Raw genomic sequence first — 22959 nt, 5'->3', positions numbered from 1 at the left:
CGCCGGCTCTGAGACAGGATTCCCCCATGAAACTCCCCACCTCCCCCTTCACCGTCACCGACTGGAGCAAGGTCGAGCCGACCACGCATGCCGGCGAGAGCGGCGAGGCCACATGGCGCACACTCAACATCGGCGAGCTCCGGGTGCGGATGGTGGAGTACTCGCCGGGCTATCTGGCCGATCATTGGTGCGACCGCGGCCACGTGCTCTACGTGCTGAAGGGCGAGCTCGATTCCGAGCTGCGCGACGGGCGCAAATTCAAGCTCAGTGCGGGCATGAGCTACCAGGTGTCGGACTTCGGCGACGCCGCCCACCGGTCCTCGACGACGACGGGCGCCACGCTCTTCATCGTCGACTGAGACGCCGAGAGCGCGGTCAATTTGCACCGCAAAATAGCAAAGTCGCGCGACGTTTCGGGCCACGGGTAGTGCCTTGAAGTAGCCCCAAATTCTCGCTATATTGTGATCATCGATACTTGGCCGAACGACTGGGCCGCTTCGCTTCGTTACAGACGGGCGCGCACGCTTCAGATGACTTCTCCAAACATCGACTGAACAGGATCAAGGGCGCAGCGACGCGTACCGGTCCGCGTGCGTACCCTCTCTAACAAAGGAAATTCCCATGGCTATGGGCACCGTGAAGTGGTTCAACACCCAAAAGGGTTATGGTTTCATCCAGCCGGACGACGGCCAGAAGGACGTGTTCGTGCACATCAGCGCCGTCGAGCGCGCCGGCCTCTCCACCCTCAACGAGGGCCAGAAGGTCTCGTTCGACATCGTCGCCGATCGTCGCAGCGGCAAGTCCTCGGCTGACAATCTCCGCGTCGGCTAACGCCTGCGCACCGTTCTGACCGCGGACGTACCGGCAGAACGTCAGAGCTCGAAAGCCCCGCGACCGGGACCGGTCTGCGGGGCTTTTGTTTGTGGGCCCCAGTCATCGTCATTCCGGGGCGCGCGAAGCGACAGCCCGGAATGACAACGTGGATCAGCCCGCCTTCTTCAGCACCGAGACGAAGAACCCATCCGTCCCGGTCCGCCGCGGCGTCATCAGCCAGCCCTCGGCTGACTGCAGCGCGGCCGCGCCAAAGGCCTCCGCCTTGTCCCAAAGCACGCTCGCGGTCTGCTCTGGCGGCACCACTGCAAACTCGCCATGGCGGCTGACGAACGCCCTCACCTGCTCGCCGTTCTCCTCCGCCAGCACCGAGCAGGTGATATAGGCGATGCGGCCGCCCGGCTTGACCAGCGGAACCGCACGCTCGAGCACCTCGGCCTGGTCGCGCAGGCGTATCTCCAGCGCGCCGGGGCGCATGCGCCATTTGGCATCGGGGTTGCGGCGCCAGGTGCCGGTTCCCGTGCAGGGGGCGTCGATCACGACGAGATCGGCGGTGCTGCGGATGTCCGAGAGCGGATCGGCCTCGCCCTTGGGCGTGCGGATGTCAGCGTTGTGGACACCGGCGCGCGACAGCCGCTCATGGATCGGCGCAAGCTGGCGCTTGTCGCGGTCGGTTGCGATCAGCCGGCCCTTGCCCTGCATCAGGGCGGCCAGCGCCAGCGTCTTGCCGCCGGCGCCGGCGCAGAGATCGATCACCTGCTCGCCGGGTTTTGCCGCGGTGAACTGGGCCGCAAGCTGCGATCCCTCATCCTGCACTTCAATTGCGCCCTTGATGAAATCCTCCTCCGCCTGGATGCCGGGGTTGCGCGCATCGGCGGAAAGCTCGATGCGCAGGCCGGTTGCGGACCAGGGCGTCGGTTTCGCATGAAGATGAGAAAGCGCCTTCAGCACCTTGTCGCGATTGGATTTTAGCGTGTTGACGCGCAAATCCAGCGGCGCCCGGCTCGCCATCGCGGCCGCCTCTGCGGCGCGGTCCTCGCCGAACACTTTTGCAAGGTGCGGGTCGAGCCACTCCGGATAGTCGCCGGCGACGGCGGCCGGTGCGTCCTGGAGGGAGCGCGAGGCGAGCGCAGCCTCTTCCGCCTCGGTCAGCGGCGCCGGCGCAAAGCGGCTGCCGTCGAACAAGGCACCCATGGTCGCCGTGTCCATGTTGCGCTCGAGGCGGAGCATGCCGATCAGCCGCGCCCGCGCGGTATCGGAATCCATCAGCCAGGCGCTCGAGGCGTAGCGGCGCAGCACGTCCCAGACGAGGCCGGCGATGGCGGCGCGATCGCCCGAGCCGGCGAAACGGTGCGCGGTGCCCCACTCCTTCAGCGCCTTCGCCGCGGGCACGCGGTCTCTCTCGATGGTGTCGATCAGTTCGATGGCTGCGGACAGCCGGGCAGCGGGGGTCATTTCAAGTCTTTCAGATTGGATCCGGCGCGTCAGGCTCAGATCAGCAACAGCAGCTTCAGCGCGAAGTAGATCCACATCGCGAGCAACACCAAGACGCCGGCGAGCCAGACCGTGGAGCGGCGGCCGAGATCGTTGGAGGAGACGAACACGCCGGCATGGGCAAAACGCGTCACCACGAACACCCAGGACATCAGCACGATGAAGAGGTCGGCCCGGCGCAAGGGCAATGCCAGCGCGATCAGGACGTAGAACAGTACCGGCAGCTCGAACTGGTTGCGGTAGCAATTGGCGATTTGCGTGGCGCCCTTCGGCCAGTTCGGCTCGCCGAGCGCAATGTCGCGGATCCTGGTCTCGCCGGAGACCAGGGTCTTGCGGCGCGCCAGGACCATGCCGATCAGTAGCGCGAAGGTGAGAGCGACCTGCACGAAGACCGGCAGCAGGACCATTTGAACGGACATCGGAACTTTCCCGAACTGAGGCACGAACGGTCGCTCGCGCAAGCAACCGCTACACGGTGCGATCGAATTCGACAACGTTCGCTTTCGTCAGGCGGAACAATTGCGCCGGTCGCGCCGTCACCTTGCTGAGGGAACCCGCGACCGGCTCGATCATCCGGAGCTCGTCGATCTTGCGGCGAAAGGCGCTGTCGTTGAGGGAGCGGCCGAGCGCGGCCTCATAAGCGCGCCGCAGCTCCGGCAGCGTGAATTCCGGCGGCAACAGGAAGGCCGGCAGCGACGAATAGGCCGCACGGCGCCGACACCGCTGTATCGCGCCGGCCACGATCGCATCGTGATCGAACGGCAGCCCCTTCGCTTCGGCAACCGGCAGCATCCTCAGCGAGGCATCGCCCCGCGCGGCGAAATCCCGGTGCGGCAACAGCGCGTAATACGCGACCGACGCCGACCAGCCGCGCGGATCGCGGCTTCCGCCGGAAAACGTCATCAATTGCTCGAGCACGCGGACCGAGAGGCCAGCCTTGCCCCTCAGCACGCGCGCCGCAGCGGTCTGCGTGGACGGATCCTCCTCGGGGTGAACATAGCCGCCGATCAGCGCGAGCTGGCCGGCATGCGGGGCCTTTTCGCGCGCCTGGAGCACGACTTGGATGCGGTCGTCGTGCAGGGTGAGAAGCACGACATCGACGGTCAGGATCGGACGGATCAGCTCGGTGGCCATAACCCCAAGCTATCTCACACAAATAGCAAATTGCAAATAACAAGTTGCAATAGAGAGGCAGCGAGCCCAGGCTTGAATAAGGCGATGGCAATCATCGTCTGAGACAGTGAGGCAAAGAGAGAGGCCAACATGATCGTCGTCTGGCGTGTCGTGGACAGTTGCAACCTCGCCTGCGGATTCTGCGCGTATGACAAGCGGCTCGGCTTTCCGCGCAGCCAGGCTGCCCCGGCGGACGTCCTCCGCTTCGCCGCGGTGCTGGCCGAGCACCAGGCGGAGACCGGCGACCGGGTGCTCCTGAGCTGGCTCGGCGGCGAGCCGCTGCGCTGGCAGCAGTTGCAGGCGCTGACTCACGCTGTACGCGGGCTCGGTCTCGAAGTGAGCGCGACCACCAACGGCACTACCCTCGGAAGCCCGGCGCTGCGCCAGCATCTGTGCGAGACCTACAAGGAGCTGACCATCAGCGTCGACGGCTTTGCCGCCTTCCATGATCCTTCGCGCGGCTGGGCCGGCGGCTTCGAGAAGCTGCGCCGCTGGGTCCCTCAGCTCAAGACCGAGGCGCACGCGCTCGGCTCCAAGCTGAAGCTGCGCGCCAATGTCGTACTGATGCGCCAGAACGTCCGTGACTTCGCCGCGCTGTGCGAAGAGCTCACCGATTGGGGCATCGTCGAGATCACCTACAACCAGCTCGGTGGCCGCGACCGCCCGGAATTCTATCCGCAGCACCGCCTCACCCGCGCCGACGTCGACGCGCTGGAACAGGCGCTGCCGGCGATCCGCAAAAACCTCGCAGCACGCGGCGCCATGCTGGTCGGCGGGGAGCAATATCTGGCACGGATCCGGGCGAGCACGCTGGGCGAACGGATGCCGGTGGCCAATTGCGATCCGGGCGAGAGCTTCCTCTTCATCGACGAGAAGGGCCAGGTCTCGCCCTGCAGCTTCACGACGGAAGACTACGGCATCGATATCGGCAGCCTGCGCAGCGCCGCCGATCTCGCCGCCCTGCCCGGCCGCTTCCGCCTCTTGCAACAGGCCGCGCGTTCGCGGCAATGCGACGACTGCCTCAGCACGCAGGTGTGCGGCAAATTCAACGCCGCGAACCGCCGCCCGACCCCAGTATTGGCCGCCGCGGAATAGCGTTTCGGATACCGCCGGCACGCAGCAGCGCCGGCGTCTTTCGCGGGATTGCTGCCGTCGCCCGCGAGCAAGTTGAACCGGCGTTCCCGCCCTTGCGACCAACCACAGATTGTTGAGGCGATTTCGGCCACTCGGGCCCGCGAGACAACGCCATGAATTCCTTGTCCAGCTTCTTCAGCGAAGCCGCCGATGGCCAGCTCGGCCTCCTGATGTCGGCGCTGTCGGGGATTGCAGCAGCGCTCGCGGTCGCGCTGGCCATGACGGTCTACTTCCGCCTCAGCTATCGAACCTGGCGCGACGTCATCAGGCATGGCCTGGCCGGCTTGGCCGCGCTCGCGTTGTTCGCCTTTGCCGCCTACGACATGCGCCACGCTGCGCTCGCCTATCTCGGTCTCAATCCCTCCAAGCCTGCCGTCGAGTTCGAGATCCGCATGCCCCGGGAGATGCTGGCGGCGGCGAACGACAGCCAGATCGAGCTGCACACCGATCGCAACCAGACATTGGCGCTGCTGGACGGCGTGCGCGACCTCTCGGACGGCCGGGCCGTGCTGCGCGGCGCAGTGGCGCTCAACCACCGCACGGCCGATCGCGTTCTGGTCGTGAACCTCTCAGGCAAGGGCATCTTCGAGTTTCGCCTCCGCCTGCCGGCCGAGCCGCATCGCTCCGCCCAGTTCGGCCCCTGGCACCTCGCCGACCGCATCGCCGCCCCGCTCGCCGGTGCCGTCGCCCCGCAGGACGGCTACACCATCCGCTACCGCGTGCTTTAAACTTTGTTCGTTGCGATCCATGCCCGCGCCGTCATCGTTCCGACGCGCGGCGACGGGTAGGATGATCGCATGTCCGAATTTCGTCTCACGCAGATTTCCGACACCCATCTCGGCCAGCGTTTCCCCGGCCTGATCGCCAACTTCCATCGCATCAGCGAGCACATCGACGCCAGCAGGCCCGACCTCGTCGTCAACACCGGCGACGTCTCGTTCGACGGGCCGACCAGCCGCAACGACGTCGAATTCGCCAAAGGCCTGCACGACGCGCTGCCCGTCACCTGCCGCTACATCCCCGGCAATCACGACATCGGCGACAATCCGACCGCGATCGGGCCGGCGCCGAAGCCGCCGGTCAGCGAGACGCACCGCCGGCAGTTCTGCAACATCATCGGCGAAGACCATTGGGCGTTCGAGGCCGCGGGCTGGCGCTTCATCGGCCTCAATTCGCTGGTGATGAATTCGGGCCTCGCCTTCGAGGCGGAGCAACTCGACTGGCTGTCTCAAGAAATCTCGCGCACGAACGGCCGGCCGGTCGCGCTGTTCCTGCACAAGCCGCTGTTTCTCAACCTGCCCGACGACGCCGAGACGCCGGAGACGTCGATCCGCTACGTGCCGCAGCCGGCGCGGGCGCGGATGATCGAGATGTTCGGCAAGGTCGACCTGCGTCTCGTCGCCAGCGGCCACGTGCATCAGCGCCGCGACTTCACCTTCCGCCACACCCGCCACGTCTGGGCGCCGTCAGCGGGCTTTGTCATCAACGATTCCCGCCAGGACCGGATCGCGATCAAGGAAGTCGGCCTCGTCGAATACCGCTTCGGGCCCGACAGCGTCGAGGTCCGCCACGTCAGGGCCGCCGGCCAGGTCGATGTCGACATCGAGGAGCTGCTCATCCAGATGGGCGGCGGGCATTAGCCTACTCCACGGCAGAGCTCCCTACCTTAATACCTAGATTCATCAAATTCGGCCTCAGATTGGCTAAAATCCGCTAATGACAACGTTGTCACTAGAACGTATCGTTTCTTGCCGCGGTCGAGAGCCGCTGAGGGAGCGATGATGCAGTTCTTGTCCCGGTGGGATCGCCAACGCCTGTCGACGACGATAAGGGGCATTCCCCTGGTCGATGGCGTGACCATCGAGGACATCGGCAACCAGCGCTGGTCCCCTGCGCGCGGCGATCTCGCCCTGCCCGTCCTCACCCTGGATGAAGCCGCCTTCGCGGCCAACCGTGACCTCTTCCTGAAATGGTGCGCGAGCGCAGGCGTTGCCGTCGCTCCGCACGCCAAGACCCCGATGTCGCCGGAGCTCGCCCATTCGCTGCGCGCGGCCGGCGCCTGGGGCACGACAATTGCCAACGTCCAGCAGGCCGCCGTGCTGCTTGCGAGCGGCGAGCGGCGCCTGCTGCTGGCCAACGAGATCGGCGGGCTCGCCGCCGGCCAGCGGCTCGGCGCGCTCCTGAGCGCCTATCCCGACGTCGAGTTTCACGCCTTCGCGGATTCCCCGGCCGCGGTGGCTGCGCTCGCCGAGAGCGCGCGGATTGCAGAACGCCGGGATCTGTCCGTATTGGCCGAGCTCGGCGCCGGCCGCGCCGGCGCGCGCGACCGCGCCGCGGCCGAGGCGACGATCGCAGCCGTGCGCGCCGCCGACCGGCTCGTGCTCGGCGGCGTCGCCACTTACGAAGGCGCCGCTGCAACGTCCGATACCAACGAGACGATGCGCGCGATCGCCGCGCTGCTGGAGCGCACCGTCGAGACATTTGCGCTGGTGCGCGCCGCCGCCCCGAAGCGGCCGTTGATCATCAGTGCCGGCGGCTCGGCCTATTTCGACATCGTCGCACGCGCCCTTGCGCCGGTGGCGCGGGCCGACGGCAACGCCACCGTCCTGCTGCGCTCCGGCGCGCTGTTCTTCGCCGATCACGGCATCTATGCCCGCGCCTTCGCTGAAATCGACCGGCGCGGCGGCCTCGTCATCGACGGGCTGCACCACTCCGCCATGGAGAGCTTTCGGCCCGCGCTGACGCTCTGGGCCGAGGTGCTGTCGCGTCCCGAGGACGGACTTGCGATCGCCGGCTTCGGCATGCGCGACGCTTCCTTCGACCAGGGACTGCCCGTGCCCTTGCGCGTGGTCCGGGACGGCGTCGAGCAGCTAGGCCTCGCCGCCGCGCTCACCGTGACGCGCCTGAACGACCAGCATGCATTCCTCTCGATCGCATCCGAAGCCGCGCTTGCGGTCGGCGACATCATCGCCTTCGGCATCTCGCATCCCTGCACCTGCCTCGACCGCTGGCGCGTCATCTTCGGCCTCGATGCCGACGGCGTCGTGACGCGCGCCCTCCCCACCCAGTTCGGCTGAGAACGGCGCGATGAACTTCCTGCCGCTCTGGCGCTACCAGAACCAGCTCATCGACGGGGCCATCGTCACGCTGGAGCTGACGGTGATCTCGGCACTCGCCGGGCTCGTGATCGGCATCGCCGGTGCGGTCGCGCTGAACGGACGCATCACGTCGCTGCGCTGGCTGGTGCGCGGCTACATCGAGCTGTTCCGCAACACGCCGTCGCTGATCCAGATCTTCATCGTGTTCTTCGTGCTGCCGAACTTCGGCCTGAAGCTGCCGGCCCTCGAGGCTGCGGCCGTCGCGCTGTCGCTCTATTTCGGCGCTTATTCCGTCGAGATCATCCGCGCCGGTCTCGATTCCATTCCGCGCAGCCAGGTCGAGGCCGGCCAGTGCCTGGGGTTGTCAGGCTGGCAGGTGTTTCGCCACATCATTCTGCCGCCGGCGCTGCGCAACGCCTATCCGGCCGTGACCAGCCAGTTCGTGCTCTTGCTGCTCGGCACCTCGCTCGCCTCGCAGGTCGCCACTGATGAGCTGTTTCACGTCGCCGGCTTCATCGAGAGCCGCACCTATCGCAGCTTCGAGGTCTACGCCGTGATCTGCGCGGTCTATTTTGCGATGGCGATGTCGTTCAAGGCGCTGTTTGCAATCATCGGCCTGGCCGCCTTCCGCTGGCCGCGGCGGCGCTGAGGGGCGAAGCGATGCGATCCTTCTCCCTCATCGACTTCGTCTCCCTGTTCGCGGCGCTGCGCTGGACCGTCGCCCTCGTCGTGCTCGCGCTTCTCTTCGGTGCGCCGCTGGCGCTCGGGCTCGCGCTCGGCCGCATCAGCCGGTTCGCGAGCCTGCGCTGGGCCATGGCGGCGTGCATCCAGGTGATCCAGAGCGTGCCGCTGCTCGGGCTGTTGTTCTTTTTCTATTTCGGCATGCCGGTTTTCCTCGGCATCCAGGTGCCGGCGCTCGTCGCCGTGACCGTCGCCTACACGCTCTACACGGCCGCCTTCCTCGGTGAGATCTGGCGCGGCGGCTTAGAGGCCGTGAAGCAGGCGCAATGGGAGGCGGGCGCCTGCCTCGGCCTCTCCGCCTGGCAGCAGTTCCGCCACATCATCGCGCCGCAGGCGCTGCGGCTGTCGCTGCCGCCGACCGTCGGCTTCCTGGTGCAGCTGATCAAAGGCACCTCGCTCGCCTCGATCCTCGGCTTCGTCGAGCTCGCCCGCGCCGGACAGGTGGTGAGCGCGGCGACGTTCCAGCCGCTGCTCACCTACGCGCTGGTCGCCGCGATCTATTTCGCGCTGTGCCTGCCGCTCACGCTCTGGTCCCGCTCCCTGGAGGCCCGCCTCGATGGCTCTCGTTGAAATCCGCGACGTGCGCAAGACATTCGGCAAGGTCGAGGTGCTCAAGGGTGTCTCGCTCGACGTCGAGGAAGGCGAGATCGTCACCATCATCGGCCGCTCCGGCTCGGGCAAGTCGACCCTGCTCCGCTGCATCAACGCGCTGGAGAGCGTCGATTCCGGCGAGATCTGGGTCGAGGGCCAGAAGGTTCACGCCAAGATGTCCGACCTGAAAAAATTCCGTCAGCGCGTCGGCATCGTGTTCCAGGCTTTCAACCTGTTTCCGCATCTGAAGGTCGAGCGCAACATCACGCTCGCTCCGCTGCTCACCGGCCGCATCGAGAAAGCGAAAGCGCGGGCGCTGGCCGAGGACGTGCTGACCCGCGTCGGGCTCGCCGACAAGATCGATGCCTGGCCCGAGCAGCTCTCCGGCGGCCAGCAGCAGCGCGTCGCTATTGCCCGCTGCCTCGCCATGGCGCCTCACCTGATGCTGTTTGACGAGGTGACCTCGGCGCTCGACCCCGAACTCGTCGGCGAAGTCCTGAAAGTGATGGAAGCGATGGCGGAACAGGGCATGACCATGATCCTGGTCACCCACGAGATGGGCTTTGCCCGCAACGTCGCCGACCGCATCGTCTTCATGCATCAGGGCCGCGTCTGGGAACAGGGGCCACCGGCAAAACTGTTCGCCAACCCTGAGACCCCCGAGCTCGCAAGCTTCATCGCATCTGCCAAATGAAATCTTCAAAGTGTGAAACCTTCCCCTGCAAGGAGAGAGTCATGAGACCATTGAAGTCCCTCGTCACCATTGCGGCGGCCCTCGCCGTCCTCGCCGCACCGAGCCTTGCCAAGGCCGACAAGCTGCAGGACGTGCTCGGCGCCGGCAAGATTCGCGTCGGCATTCTCACCGATGCCGCGCCTTGGGGCTTCAAGGACGACAAGGGCGAGATCGCCGGCCTCGATGCCGATCTCGCAAAACTGATCGCCGCCGACATGGGCGTGAAGCTCGAGCTCGTCCCGGTGACGGGCGCCGCGCGTATCCCAAGCCTGCTCTCGGACAAGCTCGACATCTTGATCGCCGGTCTCGGCGCCACGCCCGAGCGCGCCCAGCAGGTGATGTTCTCGCAGCCCTATGCCGTGGTGAATCTCGGCGTCTACGGCGCAAAGTCGCTGCCCTCCGCCGCCGGCAAGAAGCCGGACAATCTCGACGGCCGCAGCGTTGCGGTGGCCAAGGGCTCGACGCTCGACGTCTGGCTCACCGACAACGCGCCGAAGGTGAAGCTGGTGCGCTTCGAGGACACGCCGGCGGCGATTGCGGCCTATCTCGCCGGACAGGCCGACACGTTCGCGGAGAACAGCGCCATCGCGCTGAAGGTGCAGGACCAGAACCCGACCAAGGAGGTCGAGCTGAAGTTCCTGATCCGCCAGTCGCCGGCCCATGTCGGCGTCCGCCAGGGCGAGCAGAACCTGCTCAACTGGATCAACACCGACATCTTCTTCAACAAGCTCAACGGCAAGCTCGGCGCGCTTCAGCTGAAATGGTTCAAGGAAGAGCAGTCGTTGCCGACGCTATGAGTTTTGGACGGGCTCTTGCATCATGCGAGAGCCAGCTTCCCGAGGAGAATTGAGATGATCAAACGTTACGTCGTGGGATCGCGCATGAGCCAGGCCGTCGCCGCTGGCGGAATGGTGCACATCGCAGGCCAGGTTGCCGATGACCGCAAGGCCGGCATCGTGTCGCAGACGCAGCAGGTGCTCGCCAAGATCGACGCGCTGCTCAAGGAGGCCGGCTCCGACCGCTCCAAGCTGATCGCAGTCAACGTCTTCCTGCCGCATATCACCGACTTCGACAGCATGAACTCGGTTTATGATGCCTGGATCGATCCAGCCAATCCGCCGGCGCGCGCCTGCGTCGAGGCCCGTCTCGCCGATCCAGATCTGCGCGTCGAGATGACCGCGGTGGCGTTGCTGTAGAGCGAGATCCGTCGTGGTTGAATCGATGCGCGCCCGGAACTCGAGTCACCTCTCCCGCAGGGAGAGGTCGGATCGCATCGAAGATGTGATCCGGGTGAGGGGTTCAGGTCTCACCAAATGTTGCGGCCCCTCACCCGGATTGCTCGGGCGCGCAATTGCGCGCCTGAGCAATCCGACCTCTCCCCGCTGGGGAGAGGTGGACCGCAAAGCGCCGCCCTTCCTTTAATTTTCGGCCGGCTTCGGCGACGACGCGGCCTCGAGGCAAGCCATGCATACCGGACTTTTCCACGAGATCGATTTCGACAAGGACCAGAAATGGTCCGGCCATCTCGGCATTCCCTTCTCGATCGACCGCTCGCCCTACTACCAGCTCAAGATCCCGATCTTCCGGATCAAGAACGGCGCCGGGCCGAAGCTGCTGCTGATGGCCGGCAATCACGGCGACGAATATGAGGGCGAGATCACGCTGACGCGGCTGTATCGCCGGTTGGATGCGAAGGACGTCAAGGGCGAGATCACCATCCTGCCCTTCGCCAATTGGCCGGCCGTGATGGCGGCGCGCCGCCGCTCGCCGCTCGACGAAGGCAATCTCAACCGCGCCTTTCCCGGCGATGAAGCGGGCACGCCGACATTCCGCCTGGCGCATTTCCTCGAGCACGAGCTGTTTCCGCGCCACGACGTCGTCTTCGACATCCATTCCGGCGGCACGTCGATGGCGCACGTGCCTTGCGCGTTGATCGAGCGGCAGGGACCGCCCGAAATGTTCGGCCAGGCGTTGCGCCTGATGGAAGGGCTCGGCATGCCCTTCGCCTTCGTCGCCGAGAACGGCGCCGCGGCGCCGACCTCGATGGCCGCTGCCGCGCGCGCCGGCGCGATCGGGCTTTCCGGCGAATTCGGCGGCGGCGGCACGGTGACGCCGCAGACGATGGCGTTCACCGCGCGCGCGGTCGACCGATTGCTGCTCGCGCTCGGCCTCGTCCAGGCGCCCGTGCTGGGGCCGCATGCGCCGGTCGAGCGTGCCACCGAGCTGTTGGCGTTGCAGAGCCATGCCCAAGCGGTGTTCGCGACGCGCCGCGGCTGGTTCGAGCCCGCGGTCACCGTGGGCGCGCGGGTCAAGGCCGGCGATATCGCCGGCTGGTATCACGATTTCGAGCGCCCGGAGCTTGCCGAAGAGGTGCTGCGCTTCCCCGCCGACGGCATCGTGATCTCGCAGCGCCTGCACACCGACAGCCAGAGCGGCGACTGCCTGGTGCAGGTCGGCCGCGTGCTGAAGCGTGAGGAGTTGCCTGCACGCTGAACTTTGGCGACGATGCCGACCGCGGTAACTTCAGGATTCGATGACAGATCCGGCAAAGCCAGGCTATGACGACGTCGTGCGCATTCCGGCGCCGCCCGGCCGCAGCAACGCGACCGGGCGGCCGCCGCGCATCGAGGAGGTCGCCGAGCGCGCCGGCGTCGCGCCGATCACGGTGTCGCGGGTGCTGCGCCACCCCGAGAAGGTCAATCGACAGACCCGCGAGCGCATCCTCGAGGTGATCGAGGCGACGGGCTATGCCTCCAACCCGCATGCGCGCGCGCTGCGCTCGGGCCGGTCCAACGTGGTCGTGGCCTTCGTCTCCAACATCCTCAGCCAGCAGTTTGGCCTTGCGGTGCGCAGCTTTGCCGCGACGCTGGAGCCGGGAGGCTTCGAGGTGCTGGTCGGCCAGACCTCCTACTCCTATGCCAAGGAGGTCGCGATGATCCAGTCGCTGCGCGGCATCCGTCCCGCCGCGGTGATGTTCACCGGCGTGATCGAGCTCGAGGAGAACCGCACGGCGCTGGCCGAGCTCGGTATTCCCGTGATCGAGACCTGGGCGTTTCCGCGCGATCCCATCGACATGCTGGTCGGCCTGCCCAATGCGGATGCCGGCGCGATGGCGGCGAAAAGGCTGGCGCAGGCCGGGCATCGCCGCGTGGCCTTCGTCGGCCGCAGCAGCGGCCGTGGCGCGCTCCGCCGCGACGGCTTTCGCGCCGCCGCCGCACTGCTCGGGCTCGAGATCGTCCACGAGATCGGTGTCGGCGAGATCACGGGCCTCGTCGACGGCCGTGCCGCGTTCACCGCCCTGCTCGACCGCGGCGACAAGGTCGATGCCGTGTTCTGCGCCAACGATCTGCTTGCGACCGGTGCGCTGATCGAGGCTCGCGCCCGCGGCCTGTCGGTGCCGCGCGATCTGGCCGTGCTGGGCTTCGGTGACAACGACGTCGCCGATCAGATCACGCCCGGCCTCACGACCATCTCGTTCGACGCGGCGGCTTTGGGACGTCTCGCGGGCGAACTGCTTTTGGCGCGGCTCTCGGGCACGCCGCTCGCCGAGCAGCGGCTCGCGGTGGATCTGTTCCTGGTCGAGCGCGGCAGCGTCTGAGCGTTGCGGCTTACGCGACGCTCTTGAGATCCTGCTGGATGGCCGCGAGCAGCGATTGCAGCGCGGCGCTGTTCACCGGCTTGGCCTCGGTGCCGGCTGGCTGAACAAAGGCGGGCTGCGCAGCTTTCACCGGTCGCTTCGGGAATGGCGGTGGAGCAGGCCTTGTGGCCGGCGTGAATTCGCCGTCGTCCTCGGCGTGAACGAACTTGCCATGGATGACGTCGTCGCGACGGCCCATGATGAACATGGTCGCCCAATAGCCGGCGGCCAGCAGGATGACGCTGAAAATACCAATCTCTAACATCGCAGCACCTAAAATATGCGCGATGATTCAACGCCTTCGCTGGGCCGTCAATGAACAGCCGGTTACACCTGCGGCTTTTGCGGGCAGGTGTGACCATTTGGTGACTCTTTGTTAACTATCCCCACGCGGCGTGTGGCCAGAGGGCCACGTGAGTCCCATTCCCTGTCGCGCTAGGCCTTGCAGCTAAGCCTTATCTTGCCCGACCCTGACCAGTTGCTTGCCGAAATTGGCGCCCTTCAGCAGGCCCATGAACGCGCCGGGCGCGCTCTCCAGGCCCTCGGTGACGAACTCCTTGTACTTGACCTTGCCCTCGCGAACCCAGGCGGACATGTCGCGCAGGAAGTCGCCGTGGCGGGCCGCGAAGTCGGACACGATGAAGCCGCGGAAGGTCAGGCGCTTGGTCAGCGTCGCGAACATCAGGCGGCTGGCCCATTTCGGCGGATTGGCCTCGGTGTCGTTGTAATGGGCGATCAGGCCGCAAACGGGCACGCGCGCGAACGGATTGAGCAGCGGGAACACGGCCTCGAACACGGCACCGCCGACATTCTCGAAATAGACGTCGATGCCTTTCGGGCAGGCGTCCTTCAGCTTGGCGGCCAGATCTGGGTCGCGGTGATCGATGCAGGCATCGAAGCCGAGCTCCTTCACCACGTAGTCGCACTTGTCCTTGCCGCCAGCGATACCGACCGCGCGGGCGCCCTTGATCCTGGCGATCTGCCCCACCGCCGAGCCGACCGCGCCCGAAGCACCGGCCACGACGACGGTCTCGCCCGGTTGCGGCTTGCCGATGTCGAGCAGGCCCGTATAGGCGGTCATGCCGGGCATGCCGAGCACCCCGATCGAGGTCGAGATCGGCCCGAGCGCGGGATCGACCTTGATCAGGCCCTTGCCGTTCGAGATCGCATGCGACTGCCAGCCGGTGCGGCCGCGCACGATCGCGCCCACCGCGAAATCGGGATTGTTGGAAGCCGCGACCTCGCTGACCGCCTCGCCTTCCATCACGCCGCCGACGGGCACCGGAGCTGCGTAGGACGGCCCCTCGTTCATGCGCCCGCGCATATAGGGATCGAGCGACAGCCAGATCGTGCGCAGCAGGACTTCGCCCTGCCCGGGTGTCGGCACGGCGAATTCCTCCAAACGGAAATCAGACGGCTTGGGTTCGCCGACGGGACGCGCGGCGAGAACGATGCGTTTGGCTTGGGCCATGGCTTCCTCCACTTTTCTGTCATTGCGAGCGAAGCGAAGCAATCCAGCCGCGTCAACACAAAAGGACTGGATTGCTTCGCGGAGCCTGTCATCGGGCCGCGCTTCGCGCGGACCCGTTGGCTCGCAATGACGAGATGGAGAGGCTTGTCCCGGGCATCCACGAGCCGCAGAGCGTGCCATCAGACGTGGATGGCCGGGACAAGCCCGGCCATGACGAACGAGTGAGCGGAGAGAACGACCGAAGTGACTAACCCCCGCCCGGATAGTTCGGGCTCTCGCGCGTGATCGTGACGTCGTGGACGTGGCTTTCGCGCAAGCCCGCGCCGGTGATGCGGACGAACTGGGCCTTGTCGTGCAGCTCCTTCATGTCGCGTGCGCCGACATAGCCCATCGCGGCGCGCAGGCCGCCGGCGAGCTGGTGCATGACGTTGCCGACCGGGCCCTTGTAGGGCACCTGGCCCTCGATACCCTCGGGCACGAGCTTGAGCGTGTCCTTGATGTCCTGCTGGAAGTAGCGGTCGGCCGATCCGCGCGCCATCGCGCCGACCGAGCCCATGCCGCGATAGGCCTTGTAGGAACGGCCCTGCCACAGGAACACTTCGCCGGGCGTCTCGTCGGTGCCGGCCAGCAGCGACCCGACCATGGCGATGTCGGCGCCGGCGGCGAGCGCCTTGGCGAGATCGCCGGAGAACTTGATGCCGCCGTCGGCGATGACGGGGATGTCGGCCTTCTTCGCCGCGTCCACCGCGTCCATAATCGCGGTGAGCTGGGGCACGCCGACGCCGGCGACGATGCGCGTGGTGCAGATCGAGCCCGGGCCGATGCCGACCTTGATGCAATCCGCGCCTGCGTCGATGAGCGCCTGGGCGCCTTCGGTGGTGGCGACGTTGCCGGCGACGACCTGCACCGAGTTCGACAGGCGCTTGATGCGGTTCACCGCCTGCAGGACGTGACGGGAATGGCCGTGCGCGGTGTCGACGACGACGAGATCGACGCCGGCATCGATCAGCCGCTCGGTGCGCTCGAAGCCGGTGTCGCCCACCGTAGTGGCGGCGGCGACGCGCAGCCGCCCCTGCGCGTCCTTGCAGGCGAGCGGATGGGCGACCGCCTTCTCCATGTCCTTCACGGTGATGAGACCGACGCAGCGATACTGATCGTCGACGACGAGCAGCTTCTCGATGCGGTGCTGGTGCAGCATCCGCCGCGCCTCGTCCTGGTTGACGTTCTCACGGACCGTGACGAGCCCCTCATGCGTCATCAGCTCGGAGACTTTTTGCCGGCGGTCGGTGGCAAAGCGGACGTCGCGGTTGGTGAGGATGCCGACCAGCTTGCCGGGCGTGTTCTTGCCGGCGCCGGTGACGACGGGAATGCCGGAGATGCCGTGATCGCTCATCAGCTTGAGCGCGTCGTCGAGCGTGGCGTCGGGGCTGATGGTGAGCGGGTTCACCACCATGCCGGACTCGTAGCGCTTGACCTGCCGCACCTGGGCGGCCTGCCCTTCCGGATCGAAATTGCGGTGGATGACGCCGAGGCCGCCGGCCTGCGCCATGGCGATCGCCATGCGGGCCTCGGTGACGGTGTCCATGGCGGAGGCCATGATCGGGATGTTGAGCGGGATGGCGCGGGTGACGCGGGAACGGATGTCGACCTCGCCCGGCATGACGTCCGAAAGGCCCGGCTTCAACAGCACGTCGTCGAACGTAAAGGCTTCGCGGATGCCCTGAAGTTGCACCGTGGCCATCTGCCAACTCCTTCCTGCGGCCTTGCCGCAAATGCTAATGGATGAGCGCCGCCCTCGGCGTCCCTTGCGGCAACGCCTTGAGAATCGGAGCCCATCGGTGGGGTTGACGCGGGTCGATAGCACGGCCGCGTGACGAATCAAAGCAATTCGGGCCGCTGGCCAGCCATGCACAGGGTTTTTTGGCTGGATTCAGCCGGGCGGCGGCCTGCCGGCCGTCAGTCCGGACCCCGCGCCGGAATGGCGGAGAGGGTCACACCGTTGTTACGCAGCATTTAGGTGCCATGCGTCGATCCGCAATGGTCGGCGGCGGATGGCGGTGTTAAGCCGCAACTCCATCCCTCCTTCCGATTTCATACCCTCATGGTCGACAAGCAACGCGTCATTCCGCTGATCGTGGCCACGGCTCTGTTCATGGAGAACATGGATTCCACCGTGATCGCCACCTCGCTGCCGGCGATCGCGGCCGACATCGGCACCAGCCCGCTGACGCTGAAGCTCGCGATCACGTCCTATTTGCTCTCGCTTGCGGTGTTCATTCCGGCGAGCGGCTGGACCGCCGACCGCTTCGGCGCGCGCATGGTTTTCGCGATCGCCGTCGGCGTGTTCATGGTCGGCTCGGTCGGCTGCGCGCTCTCGACCTCGGTCACCGATTTCGTGTTCGCACGCATCCTGCAAGGCATGGGCGGGGCCATGATGACGCCGGTCGGACGCCTCGTGCTGCTGCGCTCGGTCGACAAGAGCGCGCTGGTCAACGCCATGGCCTGGGTCACCGTCCCTGCCCTGATCGGCCCGGTGATCGGACCGCCGCTCGGCGGCTTCATCACGACCTATGCGTCCTGGCACTGGATCTTCCTGATCAACATCCCGATCGGGCTTCTCGGCATCTTCATGGCGCTGAAGTTCATCGATCCGATCAAGAGCGAGGCGCAGGAGCCGTTCGATCTCTACGGCATGGTGCTCGCCGGGCTGGGGCTCGCAGGCATCGCCTTTGGCCTGTCGGTCGCCGGGCTAAACCTGCTGCCGTGGAGCACGGTTGCCGCGCTGGTCGCAGGCGGCGCGATCTCGATGACGCTGTACGTCATCCACGCGCGGCGGACCGGATCGCCCGTCCTTGACTTCTCGCTCCTGAGGCTGCCGACGCTGCGCGCAGCCGTGTTCGGCGGCTTCCTGTTCCGGCTCGGCATCGGCGCGCTGCCGTTCCTGCTGCCGCTCCTGATGCAGATCGGCTTCGGCCTGTCGCCGTTCCATTCCGGCCTCGTCACCTTTGCCTCCTCGCTCGGGGCGATGGGCATGAAGACGCTGGCGGCGAGGATCATCCGCACCTTCGGCTTCCGCAATTTGATGACGGCGAACGCGATCGTCAGCGCGTTCTTTCTCGGCGTCTGCGCGCTGTTCACGGTGACGACGCCGCTGCTCATCATCATGGTCATCCTGGTGGTCGGCGGCTTCTTCCGCTCGCTGGAGTTCACCGCGATCAACACCGTCGCCTATGCCGACGTCGAGACCGCGCAGATGAGCCGCGCCACCACCCTCGTCAGCGTCAACCAGCAGCTCGCGATCTCGGCCGGCGTCGCCGTCGGCGCGGCCTGTGTCGAAACGACGATGTGGTTCAGCCATGTCAGCGAGCTCAACGCCAGCGTGTTCGCACCGGCTTTCGTCGTGGTCGCGCTGACCTCGGCGGCCTCGAGCTGGTTCTTCTGGCAGATGCCCGCCGATGCCGGCAACGAGATTTCGGGCCGCAAGGCGGTGGAGATCGCGAGCCGCAAGGGAGCCGGCAAGGGTGCGGAGAAGGCCGCGGTCAAGGCAGCGTCCGAGGATACGCAGGACGTGCGGGATCAGCGGCTGGGGTAGTGTCTCTTTGACGGAGTGGGTGGCTATTCCTCCGCCCCGCCGCGAAACCCTGTCGCCAGCACGTAGCGCTCCGAGGAATCCTGCCGGCTCGCGGCGGGCTTCACATGCCGCACCGTGGCGAAGTCGCGCTTGAGCTGGGCGAGCAGCTCGGCATCGGCGCCGCTCTGGAACGTTTTCGCCAGGAACGTGCCACTGGGCTTGAGCACGTCGCAGGCGAACGCAGCCGCGGTCTCGACCAGGCCGACGATGCGGAGCTGGTCGGTCTTGCGGTGGCCGGTGGTGTTGGCGGCCATGTCGGACATCACGACGTCGGCCTTGCCGCCCAGCATCGCGGTGAGCTTTTCGGGGGCGTCGTTGTCCATGAAGTCGAGCTGCGCGAAATCGACGCCGGGAATCTCGGGCATCTCCAACAGATCGATGGCGACGACTTTGCCCTTGCCTTCCAATGATCCGACGCGCTTCGCTGCAATCTGGCTCCAGCCGCCGGGCGCCGCGCCGAGATCGACCACGGCCATGCCCGGTTTCAAGAGCCGGAACTTGTCGTCCATCTCCAGGAGCTTGAACGCGGCGCGCGAGCGATAGCCCGCCGCCTTGGCTTTCGCGACATAGGGATCGTTGAGCTGCCGCTCCAGCCACAGCTTCGACGACAATTTGCGCTTGCCGCCGGTCTTGACCTGAACGTGCAAGCGGCCGGTGGTGTCCTTGGCCATACTCACCAGCTCCTGAGCGCACCGTCCTCGCGCATCATCTCGACCAGCATGCCCTCGCGCAGGCCGCGGTCGGCGACGCGCAGGCGCGGCAGCGGAAAGGCGCGGCGGATAGCATCGAGGATGGCGCAGCCCGCCAGCACGAGATCGGCACGCTCGACGCTGATGCAGCTGTTGTTCGCGCGCTCCTCGTAGCTCATGCCGAGCAGCTTGTTGATGGTCGCGGTGATGTCGGCGTCGTTCAGCCAGATGCTGTCGATGCGGCGGCGGTCGTAGCGCGCCAGATTGAGATGAATCCCGGCGAGCGTCGTCACCGTGCCCGACGTGCCGAGCAGATGCATGCCGGCGAGATCGCGGCCGTGCTCTTCCGCGAACGGCACGACGTGGCTTGCGACCTCCCGCTCCATCGCCGCATAGATCTCCGGCGTCACGTCGCGGCCGCCGAACTGCTCGGCGAGCGTGACCACGCCATACGGGATCGACATCCAGGCTTTGATGCGCGGCTCCGGGTTTTCCGGATCGCGCTCGATCCGCACCAGCTCGGTCGAGCCGCCGCCGATGTCGAACAGGATTGCGCCGCGTCCCCTGGGGTCGACCAGCGGCGAGCAGCCGAGCACCGCGAGCGCGGCCTCGGTCTCGCGGTCGATCACCTCGAGCTCGATGCCGGTCTCGGCCGCAACGCGGCTGCGGAAACCTTCCGCGTTCGAAGCCGCGCGGCAGGCTTCGGTCGCGATCAGCCGCAGCCGCCGCGCCTTCCGCAGATTGATCTTGTCGCGGCAGATGCTGAGCGCGGCAATGGCGCGCTCGATCGCGGCCTCGCTGATCGAGCCCGTCGCCGAGACGCCCTCGCCGAGCCGGATGATGCGCGAGAAGGAATCGACCACGCGAAAGCCGTCCTGGGTCGGACAGGCGATCAGCAGCCTGCAATTGTTGGTGCCGAGGTCCAGCGCCGCATAGACGCCGGTTCCCGGCGCCTGCGCGCCGACGGGTGGATCGGTGGCCAACGCCACCGCCGCCATCGACCCCTCCAGCTCACCGTGCGGCAGATGGCCGTCGCGGAGCCGCGTGTGGTCATTCATACAAACTGTCTTTCCGCGGCCGGTCGGGCCGGTCTGGAATTGATTATTCACCTGAAACATTAGCAGCGCGGCAGGCCTGCGCAACAACGCATCACATGGGACCATGTCCAATCGTGCGTTGTCGTGAACGGGGGTGGTGGGTTATTTGAGGGAGTCCGGTGCTCCGCTGCCGCGAAAATGCGCAAATACCGGCTTTTCAGGTCAATTCCCATGCAAGAACACACCAAATCGTCGACGCTCGAGAACGCTATTGCACTGCAAAAATACGGCGTCGGGCAACCGGTCCGCCGCAAGGAGGACGACACGCTGGTGCGCGGCAAGGGCCGCTATACCGACGATTTCAACCTCCCGAACCAGGCCTATGCCGTGGTCGTCCGTTCCAGCCATGCCCATGGCCTCATTCGGGGCATCGGCCTCGATGCCGCCAAGGCGATGCCGGGCGTGCTGGGTGCGTGGACCGGGAAGGATCTCGATGCGGCCGGCTATGGCCCCTTCACCTGCGGCCTGCCGCTGAAGAGCCGTGACGGTTCGCCCCTGCTCCAGACCAACCGCCAGCCGCTGGCGACCGACAAGGTCCGCTTCGTCGGCGATCCCGTCGCCTTCGTGGTGGCGGAGACCCTGGCCCAGGCGCGCGACGCGGCCGAGGCGGTCGAGCTCGACATCGAGCCGCTGCCGGCGGTGACCGACCCCGAGGACGCCGCCAAGCCCGGCGCGCCGCAGCTCTATGACCACATTCCGAACAACGTCGCGCTCGACTACCACTATGGCGATATGGACAAGGTCAACGCGGCCTTCGCCAGCGCCGCCCATGTGACCAAGCTCGACATCGAGAACACCCGCGTCGCCGTGGTCTCGATGGAGCCGCGCGTCGGGCTTGCCTCCTACGACAAGAAGACCGAGCGCTACACGCTTCAGGTGCCGACGCAGGGCGTTGCCGGCAACCGCGCCAATCTCGCCAAGAACCTGAAGGTGCCGAACGAGAAGGTGCGCATTCTCACCGCCAATGTCGGCGGCTCCTTCGGCATGAAGAACATCAACTATCCCGAGTATATGTGCATCCTGTATGCGGCGAAGGCGTTGGGACGGCCGGTGAAGTGGCTGGACGAACGCTCGACCGCCTTCCTCTCCGACAGCCACGGCCGCGCGCAGAAGATCCATGCCGAGCTCGCGCTCGATGCCGAGGGGCACTTCCTCGCGGCCAAGCTGTCCGGCTACGGCAATCTCGGTGCCTACATCACCGGCGTCGCGCCGGGGCCGCTTTCGCTCAACACCGGCAAGAACTTCTCCAGCGTGTACCGCACGCCGCTGATGGCGGTCGACATCAAGACTGTGCTCACCAACACCACGCTGATGGGCGCCTATCGCGGCGCGGGCCGGCCCGAGGCGAACTATTACATGGAGCGGCTGATCGACCGCGCCGCCGACGAGATGGGCATCAACCGGCTCACCTTGCGCAAGCGCAATTTTATCAAGCCGAACCAGATCCCGTTCGCGGCCTCCTCCGGCGTCACCTATGACAGCGGCGACTTCCAGGCCGTGTTCAACAAGGCGCTCGAAATCTCCGACCACGAGAACTTCGCCAAGCGCAAGAAGGAGAGCAGGAAGGCCGGCAAGCTCCGGGGCATTGCCGTCGGCTCCTATCTCGAGGTCACCGCGCCGCCGAGCCCCGAGCTCGGCAAGATCGTGTTCGACCCCGACGGCACCGTGCAGCTCATCACCGGCACGCTGGATTACGGCCAGGGCCATGCCACGCCGTTCGCGCAGGTGCTGTGCGAGCAGCTCGGCGTCCCCTTCGACAGCGTCAAGCTCGTGCAGGGCGACAGCGACATCGTCCACACCGGCAACGGCACCGGCGGCTCGCGCTCGATCACTGCGACGGGCCAGGCCATCGTGGGGGCTGCGAAGCTCGTCATCGAGAAGGGCAAGCGCGCCGCGGCGCATATGCTGGAGGCGTCCGAGGCCGACATCGAGTTCGAAGGCGGCAGCTTCACGATCGCCGGCACCGACCGCAGCATCGACATCATGGAGCTCGCGAAGAAGCTGCATGACGGCAAGGTGCCGGAGGGCGTGCCTGATACGCTCGATGTCGACCACACCAGCGAGCCGGTCGCATCGGCGTTCCCGAACGGCTGCCACGTCGCCGAGGTCGAGATCGACCCGGAGACCGGCGTGGTGCAGATCGTGCGCTACAGCGCCGTCAACGATTTCGGCACGGTGATCAACCCGATGCTGGTCGCGGGCCAGCTCCATGGCGGCGTGGTCCAGGGCATCGGCCAGGCGCTGATGGAGCACATCCGCTACGACGACAATGGCCAGCCGATCACGGGCTCGCTGATGGACTACGCCCTGCCCCGCGCGGAGGACGTCCCGAACATGACGGTCGGCGACCACCCGGTGCCCGCGACCACCAATCCGCTCGGCAGCAAGGGCTGCGGCGAAGCCGGCTGCGCCGGCAGCCTCTCGACGGTGGTGAACGCGGTGCTCGATGCGCTGTCGGAATACGGCATCAAGCACATTGACATGCCGCTGACCCCCGAGCGGGTCTGGCGCGCGATCCAGGACGCGAAGGCCAAGGCGGCGTAGGGGGCTCTTTCGCAGACGGTCATTCCCCCGCGTCTACAGGCACAACTGTCATCGCCCGACTTGATCGGGCGATCCAGTACTCCGAGGCGGCAGCG

The 22959-nt window shown here is 66.5% G+C and carries 23 protein-coding genes; 15 read left to right on the top strand and 8 right to left on the bottom strand.

What is annotated here, in order from left to right; translation table 11 throughout:
* Positions 1-26 precede the first annotated feature (26 nt).
* On the top strand, positions 27-359 hold the full coding sequence (locus BDOA9_RS20055; RefSeq protein WP_025035753.1) for a DHCW motif cupin fold protein: 333 nt from the start codon (positions 27-29) through the stop codon (positions 357-359).
* A gap of 262 nt (positions 360-621) precedes the next feature.
* A complete protein-coding gene (locus BDOA9_RS20050; protein WP_015686739.1) occupies positions 622-831 on the top strand; it encodes a cold-shock protein in 210 nt (69 codons plus the stop codon).
* Between the two features lie 153 nt (positions 832-984).
* On the opposite strand, the gene BDOA9_RS20045 is transcribed toward BDOA9_RS20050, so the two are convergent.
* The 3 genes from BDOA9_RS20045 to BDOA9_RS20035 are packed head-to-tail and all read right to left on the bottom strand — an operon-like array spanning position 985 to position 3459.
* Complete coding sequence (locus BDOA9_RS20045) at positions 985-2286, bottom strand: RsmB/NOP family class I SAM-dependent RNA methyltransferase (RefSeq protein ID WP_025035752.1); 1302 nt, start codon at positions 2284-2286, stop codon at positions 985-987.
* A 35-nt stretch (positions 2287-2321) separates the two neighbouring features.
* The gene (locus tag BDOA9_RS20040; RefSeq protein ID WP_025035751.1) at positions 2322-2744 is read right to left on the bottom strand and encodes an MAPEG family protein; all 423 of its coding nucleotides are present in this window, start codon (positions 2742-2744) and stop codon (positions 2322-2324) included.
* A gap of 49 nt (positions 2745-2793) precedes the next feature.
* Positions 2794-3459 (bottom strand): NUDIX hydrolase, encoded by a 666-nt coding sequence (locus BDOA9_RS20035; protein WP_052363097.1) that lies wholly within the window; start codon positions 3457-3459, stop codon positions 2794-2796.
* 129 nt (positions 3460-3588) lie between these two features.
* On the opposite strand from BDOA9_RS20035, the gene BDOA9_RS20030 reads away from it, so the two are divergent.
* The 11 genes from BDOA9_RS20030 (at position 3589) to BDOA9_RS19980 (ending at position 13393) form a co-directional block, all read left to right on the top strand.
* Complete coding sequence (locus BDOA9_RS20030; protein ID WP_025035749.1) at positions 3589-4593, top strand: radical SAM protein; 1005 nt, start codon at positions 3589-3591, stop codon at positions 4591-4593.
* Positions 4594-4745: 152 nt separating this feature from the next.
* Positions 4746-5360, top strand: coding sequence for a hypothetical protein (locus BDOA9_RS20025; protein WP_025035748.1), 615 nt, complete (start codon positions 4746-4748; stop codon positions 5358-5360).
* A gap of 69 nt (positions 5361-5429) precedes the next feature.
* Positions 5430-6272 carry a metallophosphoesterase family protein gene (locus BDOA9_RS20020; RefSeq protein WP_025035747.1) on the top strand — a complete coding sequence of 281 codons (843 nt, stop codon included), beginning with the start codon at positions 5430-5432 and terminating at the stop codon, positions 6270-6272.
* A gap of 141 nt (positions 6273-6413) precedes the next feature.
* On the top strand, positions 6414-7709 hold the full coding sequence (locus BDOA9_RS20015) for an alanine racemase (RefSeq protein WP_025035746.1): 1296 nt from the start codon (positions 6414-6416) through the stop codon (positions 7707-7709).
* 10 nt (positions 7710-7719) lie between these two features.
* A complete protein-coding gene (locus tag BDOA9_RS20010; protein WP_025035745.1) occupies positions 7720-8379 on the top strand; it encodes an amino acid ABC transporter permease in 660 nt (219 codons plus the stop codon).
* Positions 8380-8390: 11 nt separating this feature from the next.
* Complete coding sequence (locus BDOA9_RS20005; protein WP_025035744.1) at positions 8391-9041, top strand: amino acid ABC transporter permease; 651 nt, start codon at positions 8391-8393, stop codon at positions 9039-9041.
* Positions 9028-9756: an amino acid ABC transporter ATP-binding protein gene (locus tag BDOA9_RS20000; protein WP_025035743.1), complete on the top strand. Its 729-nt coding sequence runs from the start codon at positions 9028-9030 to the stop codon at positions 9754-9756. The genes BDOA9_RS20005 and BDOA9_RS20000 overlap by 14 nt, the downstream gene beginning before the upstream one ends.
* 41 nt (positions 9757-9797) lie before the next feature.
* Entirely contained in the window at positions 9798-10592 is a 795-nt protein-coding gene (locus tag BDOA9_RS19995) for a transporter substrate-binding domain-containing protein (protein WP_025035742.1), read from the top strand.
* A 54-nt stretch (positions 10593-10646) separates the two neighbouring features.
* Positions 10647-10991 carry a RidA family protein gene (locus BDOA9_RS19990; protein WP_025035741.1) on the top strand — a complete coding sequence of 115 codons (345 nt, stop codon included), beginning with the start codon at positions 10647-10649 and terminating at the stop codon, positions 10989-10991.
* Positions 10992-11259: 268 nt separating this feature from the next.
* Positions 11260-12288 (top strand): succinylglutamate desuccinylase/aspartoacylase family protein, encoded by a 1029-nt coding sequence (locus tag BDOA9_RS19985; protein WP_025035740.1) that lies wholly within the window; start codon positions 11260-11262, stop codon positions 12286-12288.
* Between the two features lie 40 nt (positions 12289-12328).
* A complete protein-coding gene (locus BDOA9_RS19980; RefSeq protein WP_025035739.1) occupies positions 12329-13393 on the top strand; it encodes a LacI family DNA-binding transcriptional regulator in 1065 nt (354 codons plus the stop codon).
* A 10-nt stretch (positions 13394-13403) separates the two neighbouring features.
* On the opposite strand, the gene BDOA9_RS19975 is transcribed toward BDOA9_RS19980, so the two are convergent.
* From BDOA9_RS19975 to guaB, 3 genes are all read right to left on the bottom strand, one after another.
* The gene (locus BDOA9_RS19975) at positions 13404-13697 is read right to left on the bottom strand and encodes a hypothetical protein (RefSeq protein ID WP_025035738.1); all 294 of its coding nucleotides are present in this window, start codon (positions 13695-13697) and stop codon (positions 13404-13406) included.
* 183 nt (positions 13698-13880) lie between these two features.
* Positions 13881-14903 carry an NADP-dependent oxidoreductase gene (locus BDOA9_RS19970; protein ID WP_025035737.1) on the bottom strand — a complete coding sequence of 341 codons (1023 nt, stop codon included), beginning with the start codon at positions 14901-14903 and terminating at the stop codon, positions 13881-13883.
* A 247-nt stretch (positions 14904-15150) separates the two neighbouring features.
* Positions 15151-16644, bottom strand: coding sequence for an IMP dehydrogenase (gene guaB, locus BDOA9_RS19965; protein WP_025035736.1), 1494 nt, complete (start codon positions 16642-16644; stop codon positions 15151-15153).
* A gap of 360 nt (positions 16645-17004) precedes the next feature.
* Here guaB and BDOA9_RS19960 point away from each other — a divergent pair, with 360 nt between their 5' ends.
* A complete protein-coding gene (locus BDOA9_RS19960; protein WP_025035735.1) occupies positions 17005-18495 on the top strand; it encodes an MFS transporter in 1491 nt (496 codons plus the stop codon).
* A 23-nt stretch (positions 18496-18518) separates the two neighbouring features.
* On the opposite strand, the gene BDOA9_RS19955 is transcribed toward BDOA9_RS19960, so the two are convergent.
* Complete coding sequence (locus BDOA9_RS19955) at positions 18519-19205, bottom strand: RlmE family RNA methyltransferase (protein WP_025035734.1); 687 nt, start codon at positions 19203-19205, stop codon at positions 18519-18521.
* 2 nt (positions 19206-19207) lie between these two features.
* The gene (locus BDOA9_RS19950; protein ID WP_025035733.1) at positions 19208-20281 is read right to left on the bottom strand and encodes a Ppx/GppA phosphatase family protein; all 1074 of its coding nucleotides are present in this window, start codon (positions 20279-20281) and stop codon (positions 19208-19210) included.
* A gap of 210 nt (positions 20282-20491) precedes the next feature.
* On the opposite strand from BDOA9_RS19950, the gene BDOA9_RS19945 reads away from it, so the two are divergent.
* On the top strand, positions 20492-22864 hold the full coding sequence (locus BDOA9_RS19945; RefSeq protein WP_025035732.1) for a xanthine dehydrogenase family protein molybdopterin-binding subunit: 2373 nt from the start codon (positions 20492-20494) through the stop codon (positions 22862-22864).
* The last annotated feature ends 95 nt before the right edge of the window (positions 22865-22959 follow it).

Origin of the sequence: Bradyrhizobium sp. DOA9, from assembly GCF_000617845.2 — a bacterium.
Taxonomy (GTDB): Bacteria; Pseudomonadota; Alphaproteobacteria; order Rhizobiales; family Xanthobacteraceae; genus Bradyrhizobium.
This window is presented reverse-complemented; position numbering and strand designations above follow the sequence as displayed.

Bases quoted from the DNA above. Each gene is read 5' to 3' on its own strand.
- BDOA9_RS20045 (WP_025035752.1), bottom strand. From the start codon at position 2,286: ATGACCCCCGCTGCCCGGCTGTCCGCAGCCATCGAACTGATCGACACC.
- BDOA9_RS20020 (WP_025035747.1), top strand. From the start codon at position 5,430: ATGTCCGAATTTCGTCTCACGCAGATTTCCGACACCCATCTCGGCCAG.
- BDOA9_RS19980 (WP_025035739.1), top strand. From the start codon at position 12,329: ATGACAGATCCGGCAAAGCCAGGCTATGACGACGTCGTGCGCATTCCG.
- BDOA9_RS20055 (WP_025035753.1), top strand. From the start codon at position 27: ATGAAACTCCCCACCTCCCCCTTCACCGTCACCGACTGGAGCAAGGTC.
- BDOA9_RS20010 (WP_025035745.1), top strand. From the start codon at position 7,720: ATGAACTTCCTGCCGCTCTGGCGCTACCAGAACCAGCTCATCGACGGG.
- BDOA9_RS20015 (WP_025035746.1), top strand. From the start codon at position 6,414: ATGCAGTTCTTGTCCCGGTGGGATCGCCAACGCCTGTCGACGACGATA.
- BDOA9_RS19995 (WP_025035742.1), top strand. From the start codon at position 9,798: ATGAGACCATTGAAGTCCCTCGTCACCATTGCGGCGGCCCTCGCCGTC.
- BDOA9_RS19955 (WP_025035734.1), bottom strand. From the start codon at position 19,205: ATGGCCAAGGACACCACCGGCCGCTTGCACGTTCAGGTCAAGACCGGC.
- BDOA9_RS20030 (WP_025035749.1), top strand. From the start codon at position 3,589: ATGATCGTCGTCTGGCGTGTCGTGGACAGTTGCAACCTCGCCTGCGGA.
- BDOA9_RS20035 (WP_052363097.1), bottom strand. From the start codon at position 3,459: ATGGCCACCGAGCTGATCCGTCCGATCCTGACCGTCGATGTCGTGCTT.
- BDOA9_RS19985 (WP_025035740.1), top strand. From the start codon at position 11,260: ATGCATACCGGACTTTTCCACGAGATCGATTTCGACAAGGACCAGAAA.
- guaB (WP_025035736.1), bottom strand. From the start codon at position 16,644: ATGGCCACGGTGCAACTTCAGGGCATCCGCGAAGCCTTTACGTTCGAC.
- BDOA9_RS20000 (WP_025035743.1), top strand. From the start codon at position 9,028: ATGGCTCTCGTTGAAATCCGCGACGTGCGCAAGACATTCGGCAAGGTC.
- BDOA9_RS20025 (WP_025035748.1), top strand. From the start codon at position 4,746: ATGAATTCCTTGTCCAGCTTCTTCAGCGAAGCCGCCGATGGCCAGCTC.
- BDOA9_RS20005 (WP_025035744.1), top strand. From the start codon at position 8,391: ATGCGATCCTTCTCCCTCATCGACTTCGTCTCCCTGTTCGCGGCGCTG.
- BDOA9_RS19970 (WP_025035737.1), bottom strand. From the start codon at position 14,903: ATGGCCCAAGCCAAACGCATCGTTCTCGCCGCGCGTCCCGTCGGCGAA.
- BDOA9_RS19990 (WP_025035741.1), top strand. From the start codon at position 10,647: ATGATCAAACGTTACGTCGTGGGATCGCGCATGAGCCAGGCCGTCGCC.
- BDOA9_RS20040 (WP_025035751.1), bottom strand. From the start codon at position 2,744: ATGTCCGTTCAAATGGTCCTGCTGCCGGTCTTCGTGCAGGTCGCTCTC.
- BDOA9_RS19960 (WP_025035735.1), top strand. From the start codon at position 17,005: ATGGTCGACAAGCAACGCGTCATTCCGCTGATCGTGGCCACGGCTCTG.
- BDOA9_RS19975 (WP_025035738.1), bottom strand. From the start codon at position 13,697: ATGTTAGAGATTGGTATTTTCAGCGTCATCCTGCTGGCCGCCGGCTAT.
- BDOA9_RS19945 (WP_025035732.1), top strand. From the start codon at position 20,492: ATGCAAGAACACACCAAATCGTCGACGCTCGAGAACGCTATTGCACTG.
- BDOA9_RS20050 (WP_015686739.1), top strand. From the start codon at position 622: ATGGCTATGGGCACCGTGAAGTGGTTCAACACCCAAAAGGGTTATGGT.
- BDOA9_RS19950 (WP_025035733.1), bottom strand. From the start codon at position 20,281: ATGAATGACCACACGCGGCTCCGCGACGGCCATCTGCCGCACGGTGAG.